Below are 17,417 nucleotides of genomic sequence, written 5' to 3'. Positions count from 1 at the left end.
AGCCAACCCGGGCGCCTGAACCGAATAGCGCCCCGGCGCTCGGCAAAAGGTGAAAACAAATGGATAGCACAGCACTGATACCCGTCCAGTACGGACTCGACACCTTCTACTTCCTCATCTGCGGCGCGCTGGTGATGTGGATGGCGGCCGGATTCTCCATGCTCGAAGCCGGCTTGGTCCGCGCCAAGAACACCGCCGAAATCCTCACCAAGAACATCGTGCTCTACGCGCTGGCGTCGATCATGTACCTGCTGATCGGCTACTACATCATGTACTCCAGCCCTGAAGGCGGCATCCTGCCGAGCCTGGGTTTCCTGATTGGCGATGAAAACGCGGTCGACGTGGTGGCCGCCGGTGGCGAGGATGCGCCCTACTATTCGGCGCGGGCTGACTTCTTCTTCCAGATTGTGTTTGCCGCGACCTGCATGTCGGTGGTCTCCGGTGCGGTCGCCGAGCGCATGAAGCTCTGGGCCTTCATCGCTTTCGCGGTGGTGATGACCGGCTTCATCTACCCGGTTCAGGGTTTCTGGAAGTGGGGCGGTGGCTTCCTCGACGCCGCCGGTTTCCTCGACTATGCCGGTTCCGGGCTGGTGCACATGGCAGGCGCCTCCGCCGCGCTGGCTGGCGTACTGCTGCTCGGGCCTCGTAAGGGCAAGTACGGCCCCAACGGCCAGATCAACGCGATCCCCGGTGCCAACCTGCCCTTGGCAACCCTTGGGACTTTCATCCTCTGGATGGGCTGGTTCGGCTTCAACGGCGGTTCGCAGCTGAAGATGAGCACCATCGAAGATGCCAACGCCGTCGCCCAGGTCTTCACCAATACCAACATGGCGGCCGCCGGCGGGCTGGTCGCGGCGTTGATCACTGCGCGCCTGCTGTTCGGCAAGTCCGACCTGACCATGATCCTCAACGGGGCGCTGGCCGGTCTGGTCGCCATCACGGCGGAGCCGCTGACGCCAAGCGCGCTGCAGGCGGTGCTGATCGGTGGCGTGGGTGGCGTGCTGGTGGTGTTCAGCATCCTCGGCCTGGACAAGCTCAAGCTCGATGACCCGGTCGGTGCGATTTCGGTTCATGGTGTCGTCGGCGCCTGGGGCCTGCTGGCCGTGCCGCTGACCAACGCCGATGGCTCGTTCGGCGCGCAGCTGCTGGGCCTGGTGTCGATCTTCGCCTGGGTGTTCATCGCCAGCCTCGTGGTCTGGGCGATCCTCAAGGCGGTCATGGGCCTGCGTGTCAGCGAGGAAGAAGAGTACGAAGGCGTCGACGTCGTCGAGTGCGGCCTGGAAGCCTACCCGGAGTTCACCAGCAAGCGCTGATGCCTCCTCGCTCAACGAAGGGCGCCCTCGGGCGCCCTTTGTTTTTTCTGAAGCCGCGCTAGAATGCGCTCCGTCCGGGTGACGAGAGGCTATCGACGATGTGGCGACAGACGATCATCACGCTGCGGCCCAGACCGCGTGGTTTCCATCTGATTACCGATGAGTTGCTCGGCCATCTGCCGGAACTGCGGCAATGTGAGGTCGGTCTGTTACACCTGTGGCTGCGCCATACGTCGGCGTCATTGACCATCAACGAAAACGCCGATGGGGCTGTAAGGCGCGACTTCGAGCGGTTCTTCAACCGTCTGGTGCCGCAGGACCAGCCGGGCTACGAGCATGACTACGAAGGGCCGGATGACTTGCCGGCGCACTTCAAGGCCAGCCTGCTGGGCTGCCAGGTCAGCCTGCCCATCCAGGCAGGGCGCCTGGCGTTGGGGACCTGGCAAGGCATCTATCTCGGGGAGCACCGCGACCAGGGCGGCTCCAGGCAGGTTGTCGCGACGTTGCATGGGATGGCGAGTTGAATTTTTTTTGGCGATGGCGAACAAAGTTCATCGCTGGGCTATAACTTTCGCTTTGGCAGGGTACGAGGTTGAACATGAGTGACGAAGAACTAGAACAAGACGATCTGGACGTTAACGACGACGAGGACGAAGGCGAGGAGCTTGCTGCTGCGGACGCCGACGACGGCGACGACCTTTCGGATGACGAGGGGACCGATAGCGAGCGTGCCACGCCGACCAGCAAGAAGGCCAAGGCCAAGACGGTCGTGGTCGACGAACTGCCCAGCCTGGAAGCCAAGCAGCGCGAACGCGAAGAGCTGGCCCGTGCCATGGAGGAGTTCCTGGCGCGCGGCGGTCGGGTTCAGGAAGTGGAGCCGAACGTGGTGGCCGATCCGCCCAAAAAGCCGGACAGCAAATACGGCAGCCGGCCCATCTGAACCGGCGATGTTCAGCCTCGAAAAAACCCGCCTTCATGGCGGGTTTTTTCATGCCTGCGAGGTGCGGTATCAGCGCCAGTGTTGGAGTAGCACCGGCAATTCGGCCAGGCTGCCGATTTCCGCGTCGGGGCGACCTTCGTGGGTCCAGCTCTTGCCGGCCGGGTTGAACCAGATGGCTCGAAGCCCTGCGCGCTGCGCACCAGCGATATCGTCGCTGGGATGATCGCCGACATGTACCGCGTGTGCGGCCTCGACGCCGCCGCGTTTGAGCGCTTCGCGAAACGGGTGGGGGTCGGGTTTGCCTACACCGAGGTCCTCGGCGCACAGACTGAAACGGAAGTAGTCGGCCAGTCCGAGTCGGCTGACATCGGCATTGCCGTTGGTCAGCACCCCAAGCGCATAGGTGTTGGCCAGTCGCTCGAGTGTCGGATGAACCTCGGGAAAGAGTTCGATGGCGTGGCGGGCTTCGAGGAATACCTCGAAAGCCTGGTGGGCCATGTCGCGAGCCTCGGTGGCACCGTAACCTGCGTCGTTCAAGGCGTGGAAGAGGATGCGCCGCCGCAGTTCGCTGATGCGGTGCTTCAGGCTGGGCTCGTCCTCGATCAGGCGGCTGCGGATCGCGGCCAGCGCCTCGACTGGAAAGCTGCCGAGCCGCGGTGCATGTTCACCGAGCCAGTCTCGCAGGCGTGTTTCCGCGCTCTGGATAACCGGTGCGACATCCCACAGGGTGTCGTCCAGGTCGAAGGTGATCAGCCTGATGGTCATGACTGCTGCTCGCTGTTCTGTTTGCGCTTGGCTCGCGGGTGCGCCTGGTCGTAGACCTTGGCCAGGTGCTGGAAGTCGAGGTGGGTGTAGATCTGCGTGGTCCCGATGTCGGCATGCCCGAGCAGCTCCTGCACGGCCCGAAGGTCCTGGGACGACTCAAGGATATGGCTGGCGAAGCTGTGCCGGAGCATGTGCGGGTGCAGATGCTGGCCGAGTTCGCGCACCCCCGCTTCGCGCACGCGCGCCTGCACCGCGCGTGCACCGAGCCGGCGCCCCTTCTGGCTGACGAACACGGCCGAATCGGCAGGGTTGCTCAGCGCTCGCAAGGGCAGCCAGGCTTGCAGCGCCTCGCGAGCCTTGCGTCCGACCGGCAGGATTCGTTGCTTGTTGCCTTTGCCGTGAACATGCACCAGGCCCGTGCCCAGGTCGAGCTGTTCGAGATTCAGGCTCACCAGTTCTGCCAGGCGCAGGCCGGATGAGTAGAAGAGCTCGAGCATCGCCTGGTCGCGATGGCCGATGAAGTCGTCCTCGATGCCCCCATCGAGCAGCTGCATGGCGCGGTCGGTATCGAGCAGGCGAGGCAGGCGCTTCTCGCCCTTGGGGGCGGAGATCCCCGCCGCCGGATCCTGGGCGCAGCGTCCTTCCTTGATGAGGTAGCGATAGAGTCCGCGCAGGGAGGACAACAGGCGTGACAGGCTGCGGCTGGATTGCCCGCGCCGGTGCTGCTCGGCGATGAGCTGGCGGACGTGGGCGGGCTTGATGTCGCCCCAGTCGCGCAGTTGATGCTTCTCCCCGAAGGCGATCACCTTGAGCAGGTCACGCTGGTAGCCATCCAGCGTATGCGGCGACACCTGGCGCTCGCTGCGCAGGTGCTGAAGATAGGCGTCCAGATCAGTGTGCATCATCACGCTCTTCAAGCCCGCGCCAGGCAGGCTTCCAGCTTTCAGCGTACCGACCGAAGCGGGGCGGAGTAGCTCGGCAGCACGCGCGTCAGGACTTCGGCGATATAACCCAGGAACAGCGTGCCCAGCGAACTCTTGTAGTGTTGCGGGTCTGCGCTGCCGATCGCGAGAATGCCCTGCTGCTGGTTCAGCGCGACCACGGCTGCCGAACCAATGCCATTGCTTTCATCCTCGCCGAAGAGGAAGGCCAGCTCATGGGGGCGCAACACACCACAGACGGTCTTGCCGCTGCCGAGCAGGCCGCCGATGGCCTGTTGCGCTTCGCTGGCGGTGACGCTGCGGCCGACCGGCAATGGCGTATCGCTGAACAGGATGAGGCTGACGAAGGGCACCTGGAACTCGTGTCGAAGGCTCTCGTCGACCGCGCTGATGACCTCTTCCAGGCTGTTCGCATCGAGCAGGTCGAGTACCAGACGGCGGGTCTTGTCGAACAGGCGGTCGTTGTCGCGTGCCACGTCCATCAGTTGCGACAGGCGATGACGCATCTCGATATTGCGTTCGCGCAGCAATTTGACCTGTCGCTCGACCAACGACACCGCGCTGCCTGGCAGGTGCGGGATGCGTAGCTCGGGTATCAGCTCGTCGTGATCGACAAAGAACTCCGGATGCGCGCGCAGGTAGGCCGCGACGGCTTCGGCGTCGATCAGTGGCGGCTTGTCCTGTTTTTGCTCGGTCATAGGCGAACCTGTCCTTCGAATACGCGAACGGCGGGGCCTGTCATCATAACGGGCTGACCGATGCCTGCCCATTCAATGGACAGGCGGCCACCGGGAAGATCGATCTGCACCGGCGAATCCATCCAGCCCTGGCGAATCGCGGCGACGGCCGCAGCGCAGGCACCCGTGCCGCACGCCTGGGTCTCGCCGACGCCTCGCTCCCAGACGCGCAGCTTCGCATGCTGGCGATCGATGACCTGGAGGAAGCCAGCGTTGACCCGCTGCGGAAAGCGCGGGTGGTGTTCGATCTTCGGCCCTAACTGGTGTACCGGTGCGGTTTCCACATCCTCGACACGCAGCACCGAATGAGGGTTGCCCATGGACACCGCAGCGATTGTCAGCTGCTCGCCATCGACGTCCAGCGGGTAGCTCATGGCCTCGCCATCCGCCTGGAACGGAATGTCGGCCGGTACGAGGTGGGGCGGCCCCATGTCCACGGTGATCTGCCCGTCCGGGCGCACGATCAGCTCGATGATGCCGCCCTTGGTTTCCACCCGTATCTGCCGCTTCATGGTCAGGCGCTTGTCCAATACGAAGCGCGCGAAACAACGGGCGCCGTTGCCGCATTGTTCGACCTCTGACCCGTCGGCATTGAAGATGCGGTAGCGAAAATCGACGTCAGGATTGTGTGGTGGCTCGACCAGAAGCAGTTGGTCGAAACCGATGCCGGTGTGCCGGTCGCCCCATTGCTTGGCGTGCTTGGGCTGTATATGCGCGTGCTGGCTGATCAGGTCGATAACCATGAAGTCGTTGCCCAGGCCGTGCATCTTGGTAAAACGCAAAAGCATCGTCGTGGCCTCAGGCAGGCAGCAGGCTTTCGCCAGCGTATAGCTCCTGCACGCTTTCGCGGCGGCGCACTTCGTAGGCGTCTTCCCCGTCCACCAGCACCTCGGCCGCACGGCCGCGCGTGTTGTAGTTCGAACTCATCACGAAACCATAGGCGCCCGCCGAACGGACCGCCAGCAGATCGCCTTCAGCCAGTGCCAGTGGACGCTCCTTGGCCAGGAAGTCGCCGGTCTCGCAGATCGGCCCGACGATGTCGTAGTGGCGCGGCTCGCCTTCGCGCGGCTGCACCGGCACCACATCCATCCAGGCCTGGTAGAGCGCCGGGCGGATCAGGTCGTTCATCGCCGCGTCGACGATGGCGAAGTCCTTGTGCTCGGTGTGCTTGAGGTATTCGACGCGGGTCAGCAGAACGCCGGCATTGGCGACGATCGAGCGGCCAGGTTCGAAGACGAGCGCGAGGTCGCGCCCATCGATGCGTCTGCGCACCGCCTGGATATAGTCGCCGGCTAGAGGCGGCTGCTCTTCGCGATAACGCACGCCCAGTCCGCCGCCCAGGTCCAGGTGGCGGATGCGGATGCCGCGCACGGCGAGCCTGTCGATCAAGGCAAGCAGGCGGTCAAGGGCGTCGAGGAACGGTGGCAGGCTGGTGAGCTGCGAGCCGATGTGGCAATCCACACCGATCACTTCGAGGTTGCTCAGCTCGTGGGCACGGGCGTACACGGCCTCGGCATCGGCGATGGCGATGCCGAACTTGTTTTCTTTCAGCCCGGTGGAGATGTAGGGATGGGTGCCGGCGTCCACGTCCGGGTTGACACGCAAGGACACCGGGGCGATCACGCCCAGTTCAGCGGCGACCTGCTGCAGGCGCTCGAGCTCGTCAGTGGATTCGACGTTGAAGCAGTGCACGCCGACCTGCAGCGCGCGGCGCATGTCGTCGCGGCTCTTGCCGACACCGGAAAAGACGATCCGCTCTGGCTGGCCGCCAGCGGCCAGGACGCGCTCCAGTTCGCCGATCGAGACGATGTCGAAGCCGGCCCCGAGCCGGGCGAGTACGTTCAGGACGCCGAGGTTGGAGTTCGCCTTGACGGCGAAGCAGACCAGGTGCGGCATCCCTTTCAGGGCATCGGCGTAGGCGCGGTACTGCGCCTCGATATGGGCCCGCGAGTAGACGTAGGTGGGGGTGCCGAAGCGTTGCGCGAGAGCGGGCAGCGCCACGCCCTCCGCGAAGAGTTGACCGTCGCGGTAAGAGAAGGCCTCCATGGAATGCCTCCTTTAAAGTTCGAATCGGTCTTTGGAACGTTCTTTGGCGGTCGCCTCGTCATCCGGTAGGTAGAGCGGACCTTTCTGCCCGCAGCCACCAAGGGCGGAGGCGAGCAGCGCGAGGGCGACGAGTGGAAGCAGCAGACGCTTCATTGGGGGGTAATCCTTGAAAAATCGATGGGCCGGAGTATACCCAGCACCCGTCGGATTGCCTATGTGGCGCAAGGGTCGGCCAGGCCCGCGCTGCCGATGCGAGGCTCGCTAGACGCGACGCAGGGCTGCTAAGCTCGCCGCCATCGTCGGCCGGCCCGGGTTGCCCGCCGCACCATCGAGAAGAAGGAATCCACTGATGAGTCTCAGCGAAGCGCGCTTTCACGACCTGGTCGACGCCGTGCAGGAAACCGTCGAGGATACATTCGACGACAGCGGCCTGGACGTCGATCTGGAAAACTCCGGCGGCGTCCTGACCATCCGTTTCGAAAACGGCAGCCAACTGATTCTCAGCCGCCAGCCGGCATTGCGTCAGTTGTGGGTGGCCGCCCGCTCGGGCGGTTTCCACTTCGATTACGACGAGGAGAGCGCGCTGTGGATCTGCGATGCGAACGATGAGCGGCTCGGCGAGCTGCTCGCCCGAGCGACGCAGGAGCAGGGCGGAGAGGCGCTGGAATTCGAGGACCTGTGAGCGAGCGCCACGCGCGTGACCCGGCCGTGGGCTAGTCGGCAGGCGTCGCCTCGTCGCTTGCTTCCTCGGTGAGCTGTGTTAGGGTCGCAGAACGAACCCCGCCTTGCATGGTGGGGTTTTGCATTTCTGCCATCCCAGTTTTTCGAGGAGCTTGTCCGTACCCATGACCAGTGCACCGCCGATCATCATCACCCAACCCGATCTGCAGCGTATCGAGCGTTTGCTCGATGGCCTGCCGGATTACGGCCCTGCCGCCGAGGCGCTCGAGGAGGAGCTGTCGCGTGCGCAAGTCGTCGAGCGTGCCGAGCTGCCGGCTGGCGTGGTATCGATGAACTCGCGCGTTCACTGTCGGGAAGAAGGCAGCGGCAAGGACTACCACCTGACGCTCGTCTATCCCGAGGCGGCGGGCAAGGAGGGTACCGTTTCGGTCCTGGCGCCGGTGGGTAGCGCGCTGCTCGGCCTGAGCGTCGGTCAGCACATCGACTGGCCCACGCCGGGTGGAAAGACGCTCAAGCTGACCTTGCTGGCGGTCGAATACCAGCCGGAAGCGGCGGGCGATGCGCACCGCAAATAACCGGCCGCCTTCGCTTTCAGGCTGACTGCAGCGCCTGGTTGATGGCCGTTTCCAGCTGTGTCTTGTAGCGCAGGTGCTGCACCGTTTGCGTGCGGCCGCCACCCAGCAGACCGGAAAGGTCGAGATCGGTGATGTAGCAGGGATAGCGCTCGTTGCCGCGTCGCTGCGCGAGGATGTAATGCGCGACGGCCGCATAGAGTTCCGCACCGTACTCGAGGCTGGAAAACTCCTGGTGGTTGCAGTACAGCGTGACCTGCGAGCGGCCTCGCTCGCCAGGTTCGACGATGGCCTGGATGTCATAGAACGGGTCGCTGACTTCTTCGCGCGGCGCCGGCCTGCGCTCGAGTGTGAGCGGGTTGTTCGGAGCGGCTGAGAGCAGGCGATAGAACAGGATGTCCATTGCGGCCAGCCGGCTCTCCTCGAACGGCAACTGCGTGGTGCGGCGATAGCTCACGGTCTGCAGGAAGCGTAACAGCGGCGTCAGCAGGCTCTGCTCGTCACGGAACACCTGTTGCTGCCGCCAGAGTGAATTGAACTCGTCCAGCACGGTGACTTCGGCCAGGCCGTTCTGCACGCGGTAGAACACCTGGAGGCAGTGCTCGCGAGCCTGGCCCAGTATGACGGCCAGGTCGGTTCCCTCCAGTGCGTGCCGGTCCAGGCGAAGCGGGCGGTGTGTGTGATGGGCTTCGCCAAGGTGTTCGAGCAGGGCGCCCATGTCGTTCAGCGCGGTATGGCGAATATTGCCCGCCGCCAGGTCGAGCATGTGAAAGTGCTGCCGGATCTGCAGCAAATAGCGGCTTTCGCCCGGCTCGTCGAGCGCCGCCTGGGCATCCAGGAACACCGTTTCGACCCGTCTCGCCAGGGACACACCGGCATTCCGGAAGCAGCGCACCTGCAGGTTCGGCCGCGCGCCTTGGGCGGGAAGCGCCTGCAGGTAGTCGCGCAAGCAATCGGCCAGGGGTGCCGGGTTTTCGTAGCGGGTGGCGATGAGCTCGCCCCAGCTGTTGAGGGTCAGCTGGTCGATGCTCAGCACCAGGTGTTCAGGCGACGAGCCCAGCCCCAACGAATCGGACAGTTCGTCGAACGAGAGCGGTTGCGCCGGGCTGAGCGGGTCGACACCGACATTGATCAGCAAGAGCACACGGACTGGCATCGCCGGGCTGAGCAGGGCTTCGTCAGGGACTGTCTGCGGCGGCATCGGCAGCGCCTGCCTCAGTTCGGTCAGCAGAGCGAAGAGTTCGCCTTCGGTCAGGCCACTGTCGCCTGGATGCACGGCAACGTGTGTGGAGACGTCGATAACGCCGTTGCGGTGGCACCAGGCAAGCAGCGGTATCAGCTCTCGCGAGCGTTTGAGCGGCGAGAAGTCGCTGAGTCGGCGGGCGTTCAGGCTGCCTTCGTACAGCGCCCAGGACACGTCGTCGGCCGCATCGTAACCCTGCACCAGGGTCAGGCTGTGTTCTGCCAGGTCCGGGGCGATACCCAGGTTGATCGCCTCGATCTTGCCGGCCTTGCGTTCGATGGCTGCGTGCAGGCGCCGGCCTAGCACACCGAAATCGCGGCCGTTGATGCTGCAGGTGATCTGCTGCCGGCGAGCGAATTCGCACAGGAAGCGGTAGCCATAGGTCAGTTCGTTGACCAGCGCCCGGCGCTCCTCGACGACACGACGCACCTTCCACTGGCTGCGGCCATCGAGCTGGACGAACTGTCGGCCGTCCCACTTCCAGTCGGCGGTCAGGCGTTCGAGCAGGCAATGCTTCCAGCTCTTGCTGCGCCCGGTAGGTGTTCGGCTCAAGGGTTTGTTGATCTTCAGATAGAGGCAACGCCGTAACAGGGCCAGGCGCTCGTGATCGGCTCGGTTGACGAGGTATTGCTCGATCCGCCGGTAGGCGACGATGTAGGGGTCGAGTTCGTCGAGCTCGAGTCGGTTGGCGTAGACGGCGCGCTTGAAGTCCAGGCTCAGGCAGCGAATGTGCGGGTAGTCGTTGGCGTAGGCTTCGACCAGCAGCAGCTTGAACAATGACTTGTAGGGCGCCTCGATGGCCTTGTACAGCTGCCACAGCCCGGCTCCGAGGTACTCGCCGGTCGGGATACTTCCCAGGTTGCCCAGGTCCAGTACCTCTTCGCTGCGTACGAAACGCTTGTCCAGCAGCGTGGCGGCATAGGCTTCGTAGCGGTGCTCCTCGTAATCGGGCACCAGCCACCACAGAGGGGTGCGCCCGCCAAGCCAGATCGCCGTTCGGTAGAACTCGTCGAGCAGCAGGTAGTGCTGAGTCGTGCCGCAGTCGTCAGAGGTCAGCTTGGCGTCGCGAGCGCCCTGCGTGAAACGGTCCGGGTCGATGAGGAAGAAGTGCGCCTCGCAGCCCTGCGCTTCGGCCCAGGTCTCGAGCTGGGCGCATTTGCGCGCAAGCTCGTCGAGCTGCGACTCGGCCAGGCCAGGGGCATGGCAAACCCAGACGTCCAGGTCGCTGTGCTCGTCCTGCGCCACAGTGCCCAGGCTGCCCATGAGGAACAACCCATGGATCGGCTGAGCCGGCTTGCCGCGCACCGCCCGGTAGGTGAACGAGCGGCTCAGACGCTGGGCTTCAGCGAGGGTGTCCGGATCGGGCTCGTAGCCCGAGACGCCCGCTGGCGTCGTGCCGGATACATAGCCCGGCAGGATCGGATGGTTGACGTGAAACAGCAGCGGCAGCAGCCGCAGCACCGCCTGCTGCCGTGCGGACATGCCCAGCCGAGCGCGCTCCAGGCGCCCCGAGTTGACGGCAAGGAAGCGGGCGCGCAATGCAGCGAGTTCCTTGCGGTCGATGCCTTCTTCGAGAACGGGGCGGATTTCCTGGTACAGGCTCATGCGAAATCGTGGGGCACGGATGGGTTGTCCGATGAGTGTAGGGTCATGCACGCAGAAAATACCACGTCGCCTGGCAGGACGGGAAAGCGAAGCTGCGGCGCGCGGCGCAGCTCGGTTCCGCTGGAGCCAGCGGCTCGCGGTCAGGCGGGCACGCTGTCGGAGAGAATCGTCAGCAGCACCTGTGCGTGCTCGGCGGCGTCACGGCCCAGGCTGGTGAGGTAGCCGCCGTCCGGCTGGGTCGTCAGACCTTTGGCATGGAGGCGCTGCGCTGCCGCGACGGCTTCCCGGCTCGCGTCATGGTGCACCTTGAGGCCCTCGAGCGAGTTGTCGAGGTTGAACAGTCGAAGGATTTCCAGCTCGGCTACCAGTTCGGGTGTATACGCCATGTTCGCATCTCGGTGGCTGGGCCTTGGCCCGGTTCGGCAAGTGTAGTTGCTTGACGGCCAACTGCTTGGCGAGCGCTTCTAGTCCGGCAGTTCAGGCAGGTCGCGAAGGTGCTGCTCGTAGCGTTCGCCATCGAATGGACGATCCTCGTCGAGCATTTGCCGAATCTCGTGGGCCAGCACCAGGGCCATCAGCTTCAGCGACTCCTCACGCTCGTAGCCCACCAGTGTCAGTTTGTTCAGCACCGCTTGAGCAGCGGCAGGCTCGCCCGCTTCGAGCTGGTTTTCAATCGCCTGGACGAGCGCCTGCTCGGCGAAGGCTTCGTCGTCATTCGAATCGGTTTGCGTCATGATGCGTGTCCTCGTATGCGTGTCCGGTGTATTGGACTCGACCTACCCGCGTCATACAACCCAAAGGCTTGAACGCTTCGCTTGGGCCGGTTTCTATCTCTTCTCTGGCCTTTCTTTCGGAGCACGACTGCCGCGATGATCACGATTTACAGTCTCGAAAATGGCGCACTGGCTCGGCAGGTCGTCGATACCCTCGACGCACTGCCGGACAATGTGGTGTGGGTCGACCTGCTCTCGCCCGACCAGCAGGAAGAGCGGCTTGTCGAGGCAGCGGTGGGCGTCGATATCCCCACCCGCGAAGAGCTGGCCGAGATCGAGGACTCCTCGCGCTTCTACGATGAGGACGGCGCGATCTTCATGACCACGACGGTGGTGATGGGGATCGCCGATCGCCGCCCGGAAAATGCCCAGCTCACCTTCGTGCTGACGCCCCGCTGCCTGGTGACCGTGCGCTATGCCGAGCTCAGCGCGTTTCGCCAGTTCGAGTCGAAGATAACGCGGCAGCCGTCGGCCCTGACCTCCAGTCACCCGCTGTTCGTCGGCCTGGCCGACGCGGTCGTCGACCGCATCGCTGATGTGCTCGAAAGTGTCCAGGTCCAATTACAGGCGCTTTCGCGACGGGTGTTCGATGAGCGCAAGACGCAGCGTACCGACCTGCAACAGGTCATCCAGCAGCTGGGTCAGCATCGGTCACTGCTGTCGCAACTGGGCGAAAGCCTGTTCAGCGCGAGCCGCCTGACGGCCTTCTACCGCCTGCATGCCGACGATTCTCGGCACGGCGTCGCCAAGGGCTCGCTCAAGGCGCTCGAGCGCGATGTTCGCTCGCTCGGCGAGCACCAGGCGCGCCTGCTCGGCGACATTGCCTTCCTGCTCGACGCAACGCTGGGCCTGATCAACATCGAGCAGAACGCCATCATCAAGGTGTTCTCCATCGCCGCGGTGCTGTTTCTGCCACCGACCCTGGTCGGAACCGTCTACGGGATGAACTTCGAGCACATGCCCGAGCTGGGCTGGCTGCTCGGCTACCCCATGGCGCTCGGCATGATGGTGGTCTCGGCAATCATCCCTTACGCCTGGTTCAAGTTCCGCGATTGGCTCTGATCAGTCGACGCCCACCACGTACAGCACGATGCAGAAAGCACCCAGCAATGCCCAGACGCTGCCGAAGATGATGGGCGTGCGCAGCGAGAAGAGCAGGGTGCGCTTGTAGCGTTCGCCACCGGCCGGATTGTCGCCCTCACCGAACAGCGCCGATTGGTGGTTGCTCAGCAGCGCGGCACTGCCTTCGGTTTGCAACAGTTCGGCCTGCTTGCGATGCCAGCGTTCGATGACATCGTAACTGGCGCGGATGCCCGGCACGGCGTGCAGCGAGGTGATCAGCCCGAGCGCGGCCAGCAGGCTGGGCACGACGAGGCGGAACAGGCTGCCCCATTCAGGATTGGTATTGGCCATGGAAGAGGCGAAGGCGATCATCAGGAATGACTGCGACGACAGATAGCTGCTGGTACGGCTGGCCAGCAGCGTCGACTCGAAGTGGATTTCCGAGCGATAGAAACTCAGCCGTTCCTTCGCGGACTCGAAGACTTCCGCAACCTCGGTGTCCCGGTTGAGCAATAGCGTTTTGAGGTCGGCCATCAGCTTGCGGCTTTTTCGACGATACCTGCGTTGGTCGCCGCCGCGTGGCCGGGAGTTCCCGCTGGCTGTCAGGGTTCTTCGGCAAGCGCCTGGAGGGCCGTGCCAGTCACGCGGTAGGTCGTCCACTCATCCTGTGGCCGGGCGCCAAGCGAGCGGTAGAACTGAATGGCCGGCTCGTTCCAGTCCAGCACTGCCCATTCGAAACGGCCGCAGCCGCGGCTCACCGCGATACGGGCCAGGTGCTTGAGCAGCGCCTTGCCGGCGCCGGTGCCGCGCGCCTCGGGCGTCACGTAGAGGTCTTCGAGGTACAGGCCGTTGCGGCCGAGCCACGTGGAGTAGTTGAAGAAGTACACCGCATAGCCGATCGGCTGGCCGTCGCGCTCGCAGATCAAGGCGTGGGCTGTTGCGTCGTCGCCGAACAGGCTCGCCTCGATACCCGCTGCGTCCGTCTTCACCTCGTGTTCGGCACGCTCGTAGATCGCCAGTTCGGTGATGAAGCGCAGGATGAGGTCAGCGTCTGCGCGGGTGGCGGGGCGGATAGTCAGGGGCATGGGGATCTCTTTCCTGTAGGAGCGAGCTTGCTCGCGAACGGACTTCGGAGCGGCCCTCTTCGCGAGCGAGCTCGCTCCGACAGACGGCGGGTTAGCGCTGGGCCAGCAGCTCGCGGCCGCGCTGAACAGCAGCGCGCACCTGCGCCGGGGCGGTACCGCCGATATGGTCGCGGGCGTTGACCGAGCCTTCCAGGGTCAGCACGGCGAAGACGTCATCGCCGATCTGGTCGCTGAACTGGCGCAGCTCGTCCAGCGTCATCTCGGCCAGGTCCTTGCCGGTCTGCACGCCGTACTTCACCGCATGGCCAACGATTTCGTGGCAATCACGGAAGGGCAGGCCCTTACGCACCAAGTAGTCGGCCAGATCGGTTGCTGTGGAGAAGCCGCGCAGCGCCGCTTCACGCATGATTTCGCGCTTGGGCTTGATCGCCGGGACCATGTCGGCAAAGGCGCGCAGCGAGTCGCGCAGGGTGTCGGCGGCGTCGAACAGGGGTTCCTTGTCTTCCTGGTTGTCCTTGTTGTACGCCAGCGGCTGGCCCTTCATCAGCACTAGCAGGCCTGCCAGCGCGCCAAATACGCGCCCAGTCTTGCCGCGTACCAGCTCGGGCACGTCCGGGTTCTTCTTCTGCGGCATGATCGAGCTGCCCGTGCAGAAACGATCCGGCAGGTCGATGAACTGGAACTGGGCGCTGGTCCAGAGCACCAGCTCTTCGGAGAAGCGCGACAGGTGCATCATCGCCACGGAGGCGGCGGCGCAGAATTCGATGGCGAAGTCGCGATCGGAGACGCCGTCCAGCGAGTTGCCGGAAATCGCTTCGAAACCCAGCAGCTCGCAGGTGACTTCCCGCTGGATCGGGTAGGTGGTGCCGGCCAGTGCGGCCGAGCCGAGCGGCATGCGGTTGGTGCGCTTGCGGCAGTCGACCAGGCGCTCGTAGTCGCGGCTGAGCATCTCGAACCAGGCCAGCAGGTGATGGCCGAAGGTCACCGGCTGGGCGGTCTGCAGGTGGGTGAAGCCGGGCATGATGGTGTCGGCTTCGGCTTCGGCGAGACCCAGCAGACCCTGCTGAAGACGGGTGATTTCGCCGAGGATCATATCGATTTCGTCGCGGAGCCACAGGCGGATGTCGGTGGCCACCTGGTCGTTGCGGCTGCGGCCTGTGTGCAGCTTCTTGCCGACGATGCCGATGCGGTCGGTCAGGCGCGCCTCGATGTTCATGTGCACGTCTTCCAGGTCCACGCGCCAGTCGAAGGTGCCGGCCTCGATCTCGCCCTGGATGTCCTTCAGGTTGGCGATGATCTGGTCGCGCTCGGCATCGGTCAGCACGCCGGCCTTGGCGAGCATGGTGGCGTGGGCGATGGAGCCCATGATGTCGTGGCGATAGAGGCGCTTGTCGAACTCGACGGAGGCGGTGAATCGGGCGACGAAGGCGTCGACGGGCTCGCTGAAACGGCCGCCCCAGGACTGGTTGGTCTTGTCGGTGCTCATGTATGCGCTCGCTGAATCGATGGGCAAATTGAAGGGCCCGAATAATAACAGGGTTACGCGCCGCTTCCGTGTTGGCGCTCCGCAGCGAGCGGCTTTATCAGGCCTTGAACTGTCCGAGGCTGGCCTCGAGCCTCTGCGCGAGCACGCCCAGCGCTTTCCCGCTGGCCGCCGTTGCAGTCACCGCTTCGGCAGCGCGCTCGGCTTCGGTGAGGATGACCTCGACCCGCTCGCGCACGGCCGTTGCGGTGCCGGCTTGTTGTTTCGCGCCCTGGGTCGCCTCCCTTACGACCTGATGCACTTGCTCGACGGCGGCCTGCAATGCGCGCTGAAGGTCGCGACTGCTGCCCAGGGAAACCAGGCCGCTTTCGGCTTGCTTGCCAGCGGTGTCGATTGCCGAGACGGCGTCTCTTGCGCCCCGTTGCAGGCTTTCGATATGCGCCTGGATGTCGCCGGTAGACTGCTGAGTCTTGCTGGCGAGCGCTCGCACCTCATCGGCCACCACGGCGAATCCACGGCCGCTTTCGCCAGCACGAGCGGCTTCGATGGCAGCGTTCAGCGCAAGCAGATTCGTCTGCTCGGCGATGCCCTGAATCACGGTCAGCACCACCTCGATCTGCTCGCTCTGCTTGGCCAGTTTTTCGATCACCGAAGCACTCGTCTGTACGCCACCGCCAAGCGCCTCGATTGTCCGTCCCACCTGCTCTGAAATCGCCTCGTTATCGACCGCCGCCTTGCGAATCGAGGCGACCTGATCGAGTGCGGTCTGCATGGCTCGGCTTTCGTCCTGCGCGCGCTGGGTCATGTCGGCCAGCGCCTGCAGGCTTCCGGCGACTTCGTCACGTTGCCGCTCGGCGGCGGCTGCAGCAGCGCGGCTACGGTTGCCCAGGGTGTCGATTTCCGCCCCCGTCTGGACGGCGATGTGGCGTGCTTCCTGGACGATCGGCTGAAGCTTGGCCAGGAATACGTTGACCGCGTCAGCCATTTCACCCACCTCGTCTGCGCTGTGGATCTCGACGCGCTGGGTAAGATCGCCGTGGCCGGCTGAGAGGCCGCGCAGTGCGGTGCTGAGCAGGCCCAGCCGGCGCAGTACCTGACGCCCAAGCACCAAGGTGACGGCGAGCAGGAGCAGCGCGCCGGTGACGGCGAGGGCGACACTGATTTTCCATAGCAGCGCCGAAGCCGAACGCTCTACGGCCTCCTGGCTATTGGACTCGATGCTTTGCGCCACTTCCGTCGCAGCGGCCAGGCCTGACGCCATGATCTTCGCACTGTCGTTGGCGGTGGTGGCGAGGCCGGCCTCCACCAGCTTGGCTCCGCCAGCGACAAGGGCCTGGAAGCGGCTGTCGAAGGCTGCCAGTTCGGTGCTCACCGCGGAGGTGGAGAAGCCGAGGATCACCTGACCGATGTCCGCGCCCTTGGGGTTGATCGAAGTCTTGGCGAGATAGAGCGTCGGGTCGTTCTCGGCGGCCGACAGTACCTTGTCGAACGCGGTGCGACCGGTGCCCTTGTCCAGCAGTGCCTTGACTCGGGGATCCTGGCGGTTCAGGTGGCGGGTGAGCTGGTTGCCATTGGCATCGAAATAGACGACGAAGACGACCGCCGGGTTGCGGTGAGCCATCCTGACGAACTCGGTTAGCGCCGGTACGTCGTTGTCCCAGATCGCTGCCGGCGCAACGCCAGCAAGCAGCGTGGCGAGGTCGTCTCCGGACTGTTTGAGATGGCGTTCCAGCACGTCTTTCAGCTGCTTCTGCTCTTCGGTCAACTGCTGCGTCAGCCCCTGGGACAGGTCACCGGTCATGCGCTCGGCCAGATTGGTAATGCCACCCCGGACTTCGGCATCTGCCGAACGCAGCGCGTGCAGCAGGCGCGCCGAATCCTCGCCCAGGCTTTGCTCGATGTCCTGTTCGAGCCCGTCGATGGTGCTCCGGGTCAAGGCCAGTGCAACCAGGACTTGCACCAGAACGGCGCCGCACAGTGTCAGGACTACCGGGCGTAGCAAGCGGCTACGCAGCGACGAAAACAGCAGCACGGGGCAATACTCCTAGGGCAGCGGTAGCGGTAACGTATCGGGGGTAGCGATGCAATCATTACGCCATCATGCGCCATGGCGAGTCATCCGTAGAAGTCCTTATCGGCCGATACGGGCGGATGCATAACTGCCAAAGGGT

19 protein-coding genes are annotated in these 17,417 nt (G+C 64.4%); 6 read left to right on the top strand and 13 right to left on the bottom strand.

The genetic code is table 11. From position 1 onward, the window contains the following. The first annotated feature begins 59 nt into the window (after positions 1 to 59). The 3 genes from MST27_RS15215 to sutA all read left to right on the top strand — a co-directional run bounded on the left by MST27_RS15215 (position 60) and on the right by sutA (position 2,253). On the top strand, positions 60 to 1,313 hold the full coding sequence (locus tag MST27_RS15215) for an ammonium transporter (RefSeq protein WP_243606788.1): 1,254 nt from the start codon (positions 60 to 62) through the stop codon (positions 1,311 to 1,313). Positions 1,314 to 1,411: 98 nt separating this feature from the next. Next, positions 1,412 to 1,837 carry a secondary thiamine-phosphate synthase enzyme YjbQ gene (locus MST27_RS15210; RefSeq protein ID WP_243606787.1) on the top strand — a complete coding sequence of 142 codons (426 nt, stop codon included), beginning with the start codon at positions 1,412 to 1,414 and terminating at the stop codon, positions 1,835 to 1,837. Between the two features lie 74 nt (positions 1,838 to 1,911). Continuing rightward, positions 1,912 to 2,253, top strand: a complete 342-nt coding sequence (gene sutA / locus MST27_RS15205) for a transcriptional regulator SutA (RefSeq protein WP_243606786.1) — start codon at positions 1,912 to 1,914, stop codon at positions 2,251 to 2,253. Positions 2,254 to 2,322: 69 nt separating this feature from the next. Here sutA and MST27_RS15200 read toward each other — a convergent pair whose 3' ends face one another. From MST27_RS15200 to lptM, 6 genes are read right to left on the bottom strand one after another with little or no spacing between them, the layout of a single operon-like run. Continuing rightward, positions 2,323 to 3,018 (bottom strand): HAD family hydrolase, encoded by a 696-nt coding sequence (locus tag MST27_RS15200; RefSeq protein ID WP_243606785.1) that lies wholly within the window; start codon positions 3,016 to 3,018, stop codon positions 2,323 to 2,325. Continuing rightward, on the bottom strand, positions 3,015 to 3,920 hold the full coding sequence (gene xerC / locus MST27_RS15195; RefSeq protein ID WP_243606784.1) for a tyrosine recombinase XerC: 906 nt from the start codon (positions 3,918 to 3,920) through the stop codon (positions 3,015 to 3,017). Before xerC ends, MST27_RS15200 begins: the two co-directional genes overlap by 4 nt. Before the next feature lie 41 nt (positions 3,921 to 3,961). Continuing rightward, positions 3,962 to 4,657 carry a DUF484 family protein gene (locus tag MST27_RS15190; RefSeq protein ID WP_243606783.1) on the bottom strand — a complete coding sequence of 232 codons (696 nt, stop codon included), beginning with the start codon at positions 4,655 to 4,657 and terminating at the stop codon, positions 3,962 to 3,964. Then, positions 4,654 to 5,484, bottom strand: coding sequence for a diaminopimelate epimerase (gene dapF, locus MST27_RS15185; RefSeq protein WP_243606782.1), 831 nt, complete (start codon positions 5,482 to 5,484; stop codon positions 4,654 to 4,656). The genes MST27_RS15190 and dapF overlap by 4 nt, the downstream gene beginning before the upstream one ends. A gap of 10 nt (positions 5,485 to 5,494) precedes the next feature. Continuing rightward, a complete protein-coding gene (gene lysA, locus MST27_RS15180) occupies positions 5,495 to 6,742 on the bottom strand; it encodes a diaminopimelate decarboxylase (protein ID WP_243606781.1) in 1,248 nt (415 codons plus the stop codon). Between the two features lie 12 nt (positions 6,743 to 6,754). Further along, positions 6,755 to 6,895, bottom strand: coding sequence for an LPS translocon maturation chaperone LptM (gene lptM, locus MST27_RS15175; RefSeq protein WP_243606780.1), 141 nt, complete (start codon positions 6,893 to 6,895; stop codon positions 6,755 to 6,757). A 196-nt stretch (positions 6,896 to 7,091) separates the two neighbouring features. Here lptM and cyaY point away from each other — a divergent pair, with 196 nt between their 5' ends. Both cyaY and rnk read left to right on the top strand, forming a co-directional pair. Continuing rightward, on the top strand, positions 7,092 to 7,424 hold the full coding sequence (gene cyaY / locus MST27_RS15170; protein WP_243606779.1) for an iron donor protein CyaY: 333 nt from the start codon (positions 7,092 to 7,094) through the stop codon (positions 7,422 to 7,424). 163 nt (positions 7,425 to 7,587) lie between these two features. Then, entirely contained in the window at positions 7,588 to 7,998 is a 411-nt protein-coding gene (gene rnk, locus MST27_RS15165; RefSeq protein WP_243606778.1) for a nucleoside diphosphate kinase regulator, read from the top strand. A 16-nt stretch (positions 7,999 to 8,014) separates the two neighbouring features. Here the strand turns inward: rnk and MST27_RS15160 are convergent, their stop codons facing one another. The 3 genes from MST27_RS15160 to MST27_RS15150 all read right to left on the bottom strand — a co-directional run bounded on the left by MST27_RS15160 (position 8,015) and on the right by MST27_RS15150 (position 11,577). After that, the gene (locus MST27_RS15160) at positions 8,015 to 10,843 is read right to left on the bottom strand and encodes a class I adenylate cyclase (protein WP_243606777.1); all 2,829 of its coding nucleotides are present in this window, start codon (positions 10,841 to 10,843) and stop codon (positions 8,015 to 8,017) included. 140 nt (positions 10,844 to 10,983) lie between these two features. Then, positions 10,984 to 11,229: a TIGR02647 family protein gene (locus MST27_RS15155; RefSeq protein ID WP_243606776.1), complete on the bottom strand. Its 246-nt coding sequence runs from the start codon at positions 11,227 to 11,229 to the stop codon at positions 10,984 to 10,986. A 78-nt stretch (positions 11,230 to 11,307) separates the two neighbouring features. After that, positions 11,308 to 11,577 (bottom strand): hypothetical protein, encoded by a 270-nt coding sequence (locus tag MST27_RS15150; RefSeq protein ID WP_243606775.1) that lies wholly within the window; start codon positions 11,575 to 11,577, stop codon positions 11,308 to 11,310. Positions 11,578 to 11,712: 135 nt separating this feature from the next. On the opposite strand from MST27_RS15150, the gene MST27_RS15145 reads away from it, so the two are divergent. Further along, entirely contained in the window at positions 11,713 to 12,678 is a 966-nt protein-coding gene (locus MST27_RS15145; RefSeq protein WP_243606774.1) for a magnesium transporter CorA family protein, read from the top strand. Here MST27_RS15145 and MST27_RS15140 read toward each other — a convergent pair whose 3' ends face one another. The 4 genes from MST27_RS15140 to MST27_RS22800 all read right to left on the bottom strand — a co-directional run bounded on the left by MST27_RS15140 (position 12,679) and on the right by MST27_RS22800 (position 17,278). After that, positions 12,679 to 13,212 carry a hypothetical protein gene (locus MST27_RS15140; RefSeq protein ID WP_243606773.1) on the bottom strand — a complete coding sequence of 178 codons (534 nt, stop codon included), beginning with the start codon at positions 13,210 to 13,212 and terminating at the stop codon, positions 12,679 to 12,681. It lies immediately after the preceding gene. A gap of 68 nt (positions 13,213 to 13,280) precedes the next feature. Beyond that, on the bottom strand, positions 13,281 to 13,763 hold the full coding sequence (locus MST27_RS15135) for a GNAT family N-acetyltransferase (protein WP_243606772.1): 483 nt from the start codon (positions 13,761 to 13,763) through the stop codon (positions 13,281 to 13,283). Between the two features lie 91 nt (positions 13,764 to 13,854). Then, entirely contained in the window at positions 13,855 to 15,249 is a 1,395-nt protein-coding gene (gene argH / locus MST27_RS15130) for an argininosuccinate lyase (protein ID WP_243606771.1), read from the bottom strand. A gap of 97 nt (positions 15,250 to 15,346) precedes the next feature. Continuing rightward, positions 15,347 to 17,278, bottom strand: a complete 1,932-nt coding sequence (locus MST27_RS22800; RefSeq protein ID WP_243606770.1) for a methyl-accepting chemotaxis protein — start codon at positions 17,276 to 17,278, stop codon at positions 15,347 to 15,349. Between the last annotated feature and the right edge of the window lie 139 nt (positions 17,279 to 17,417).

This window comes from Stutzerimonas marianensis (assembly GCF_022810315.1).
In the GTDB taxonomy this organism is placed as follows: domain Bacteria; phylum Pseudomonadota; class Gammaproteobacteria; order Pseudomonadales; family Pseudomonadaceae; genus Stutzerimonas; species Stutzerimonas marianensis.
This window is presented reverse-complemented; position numbering and strand designations above follow the sequence as displayed.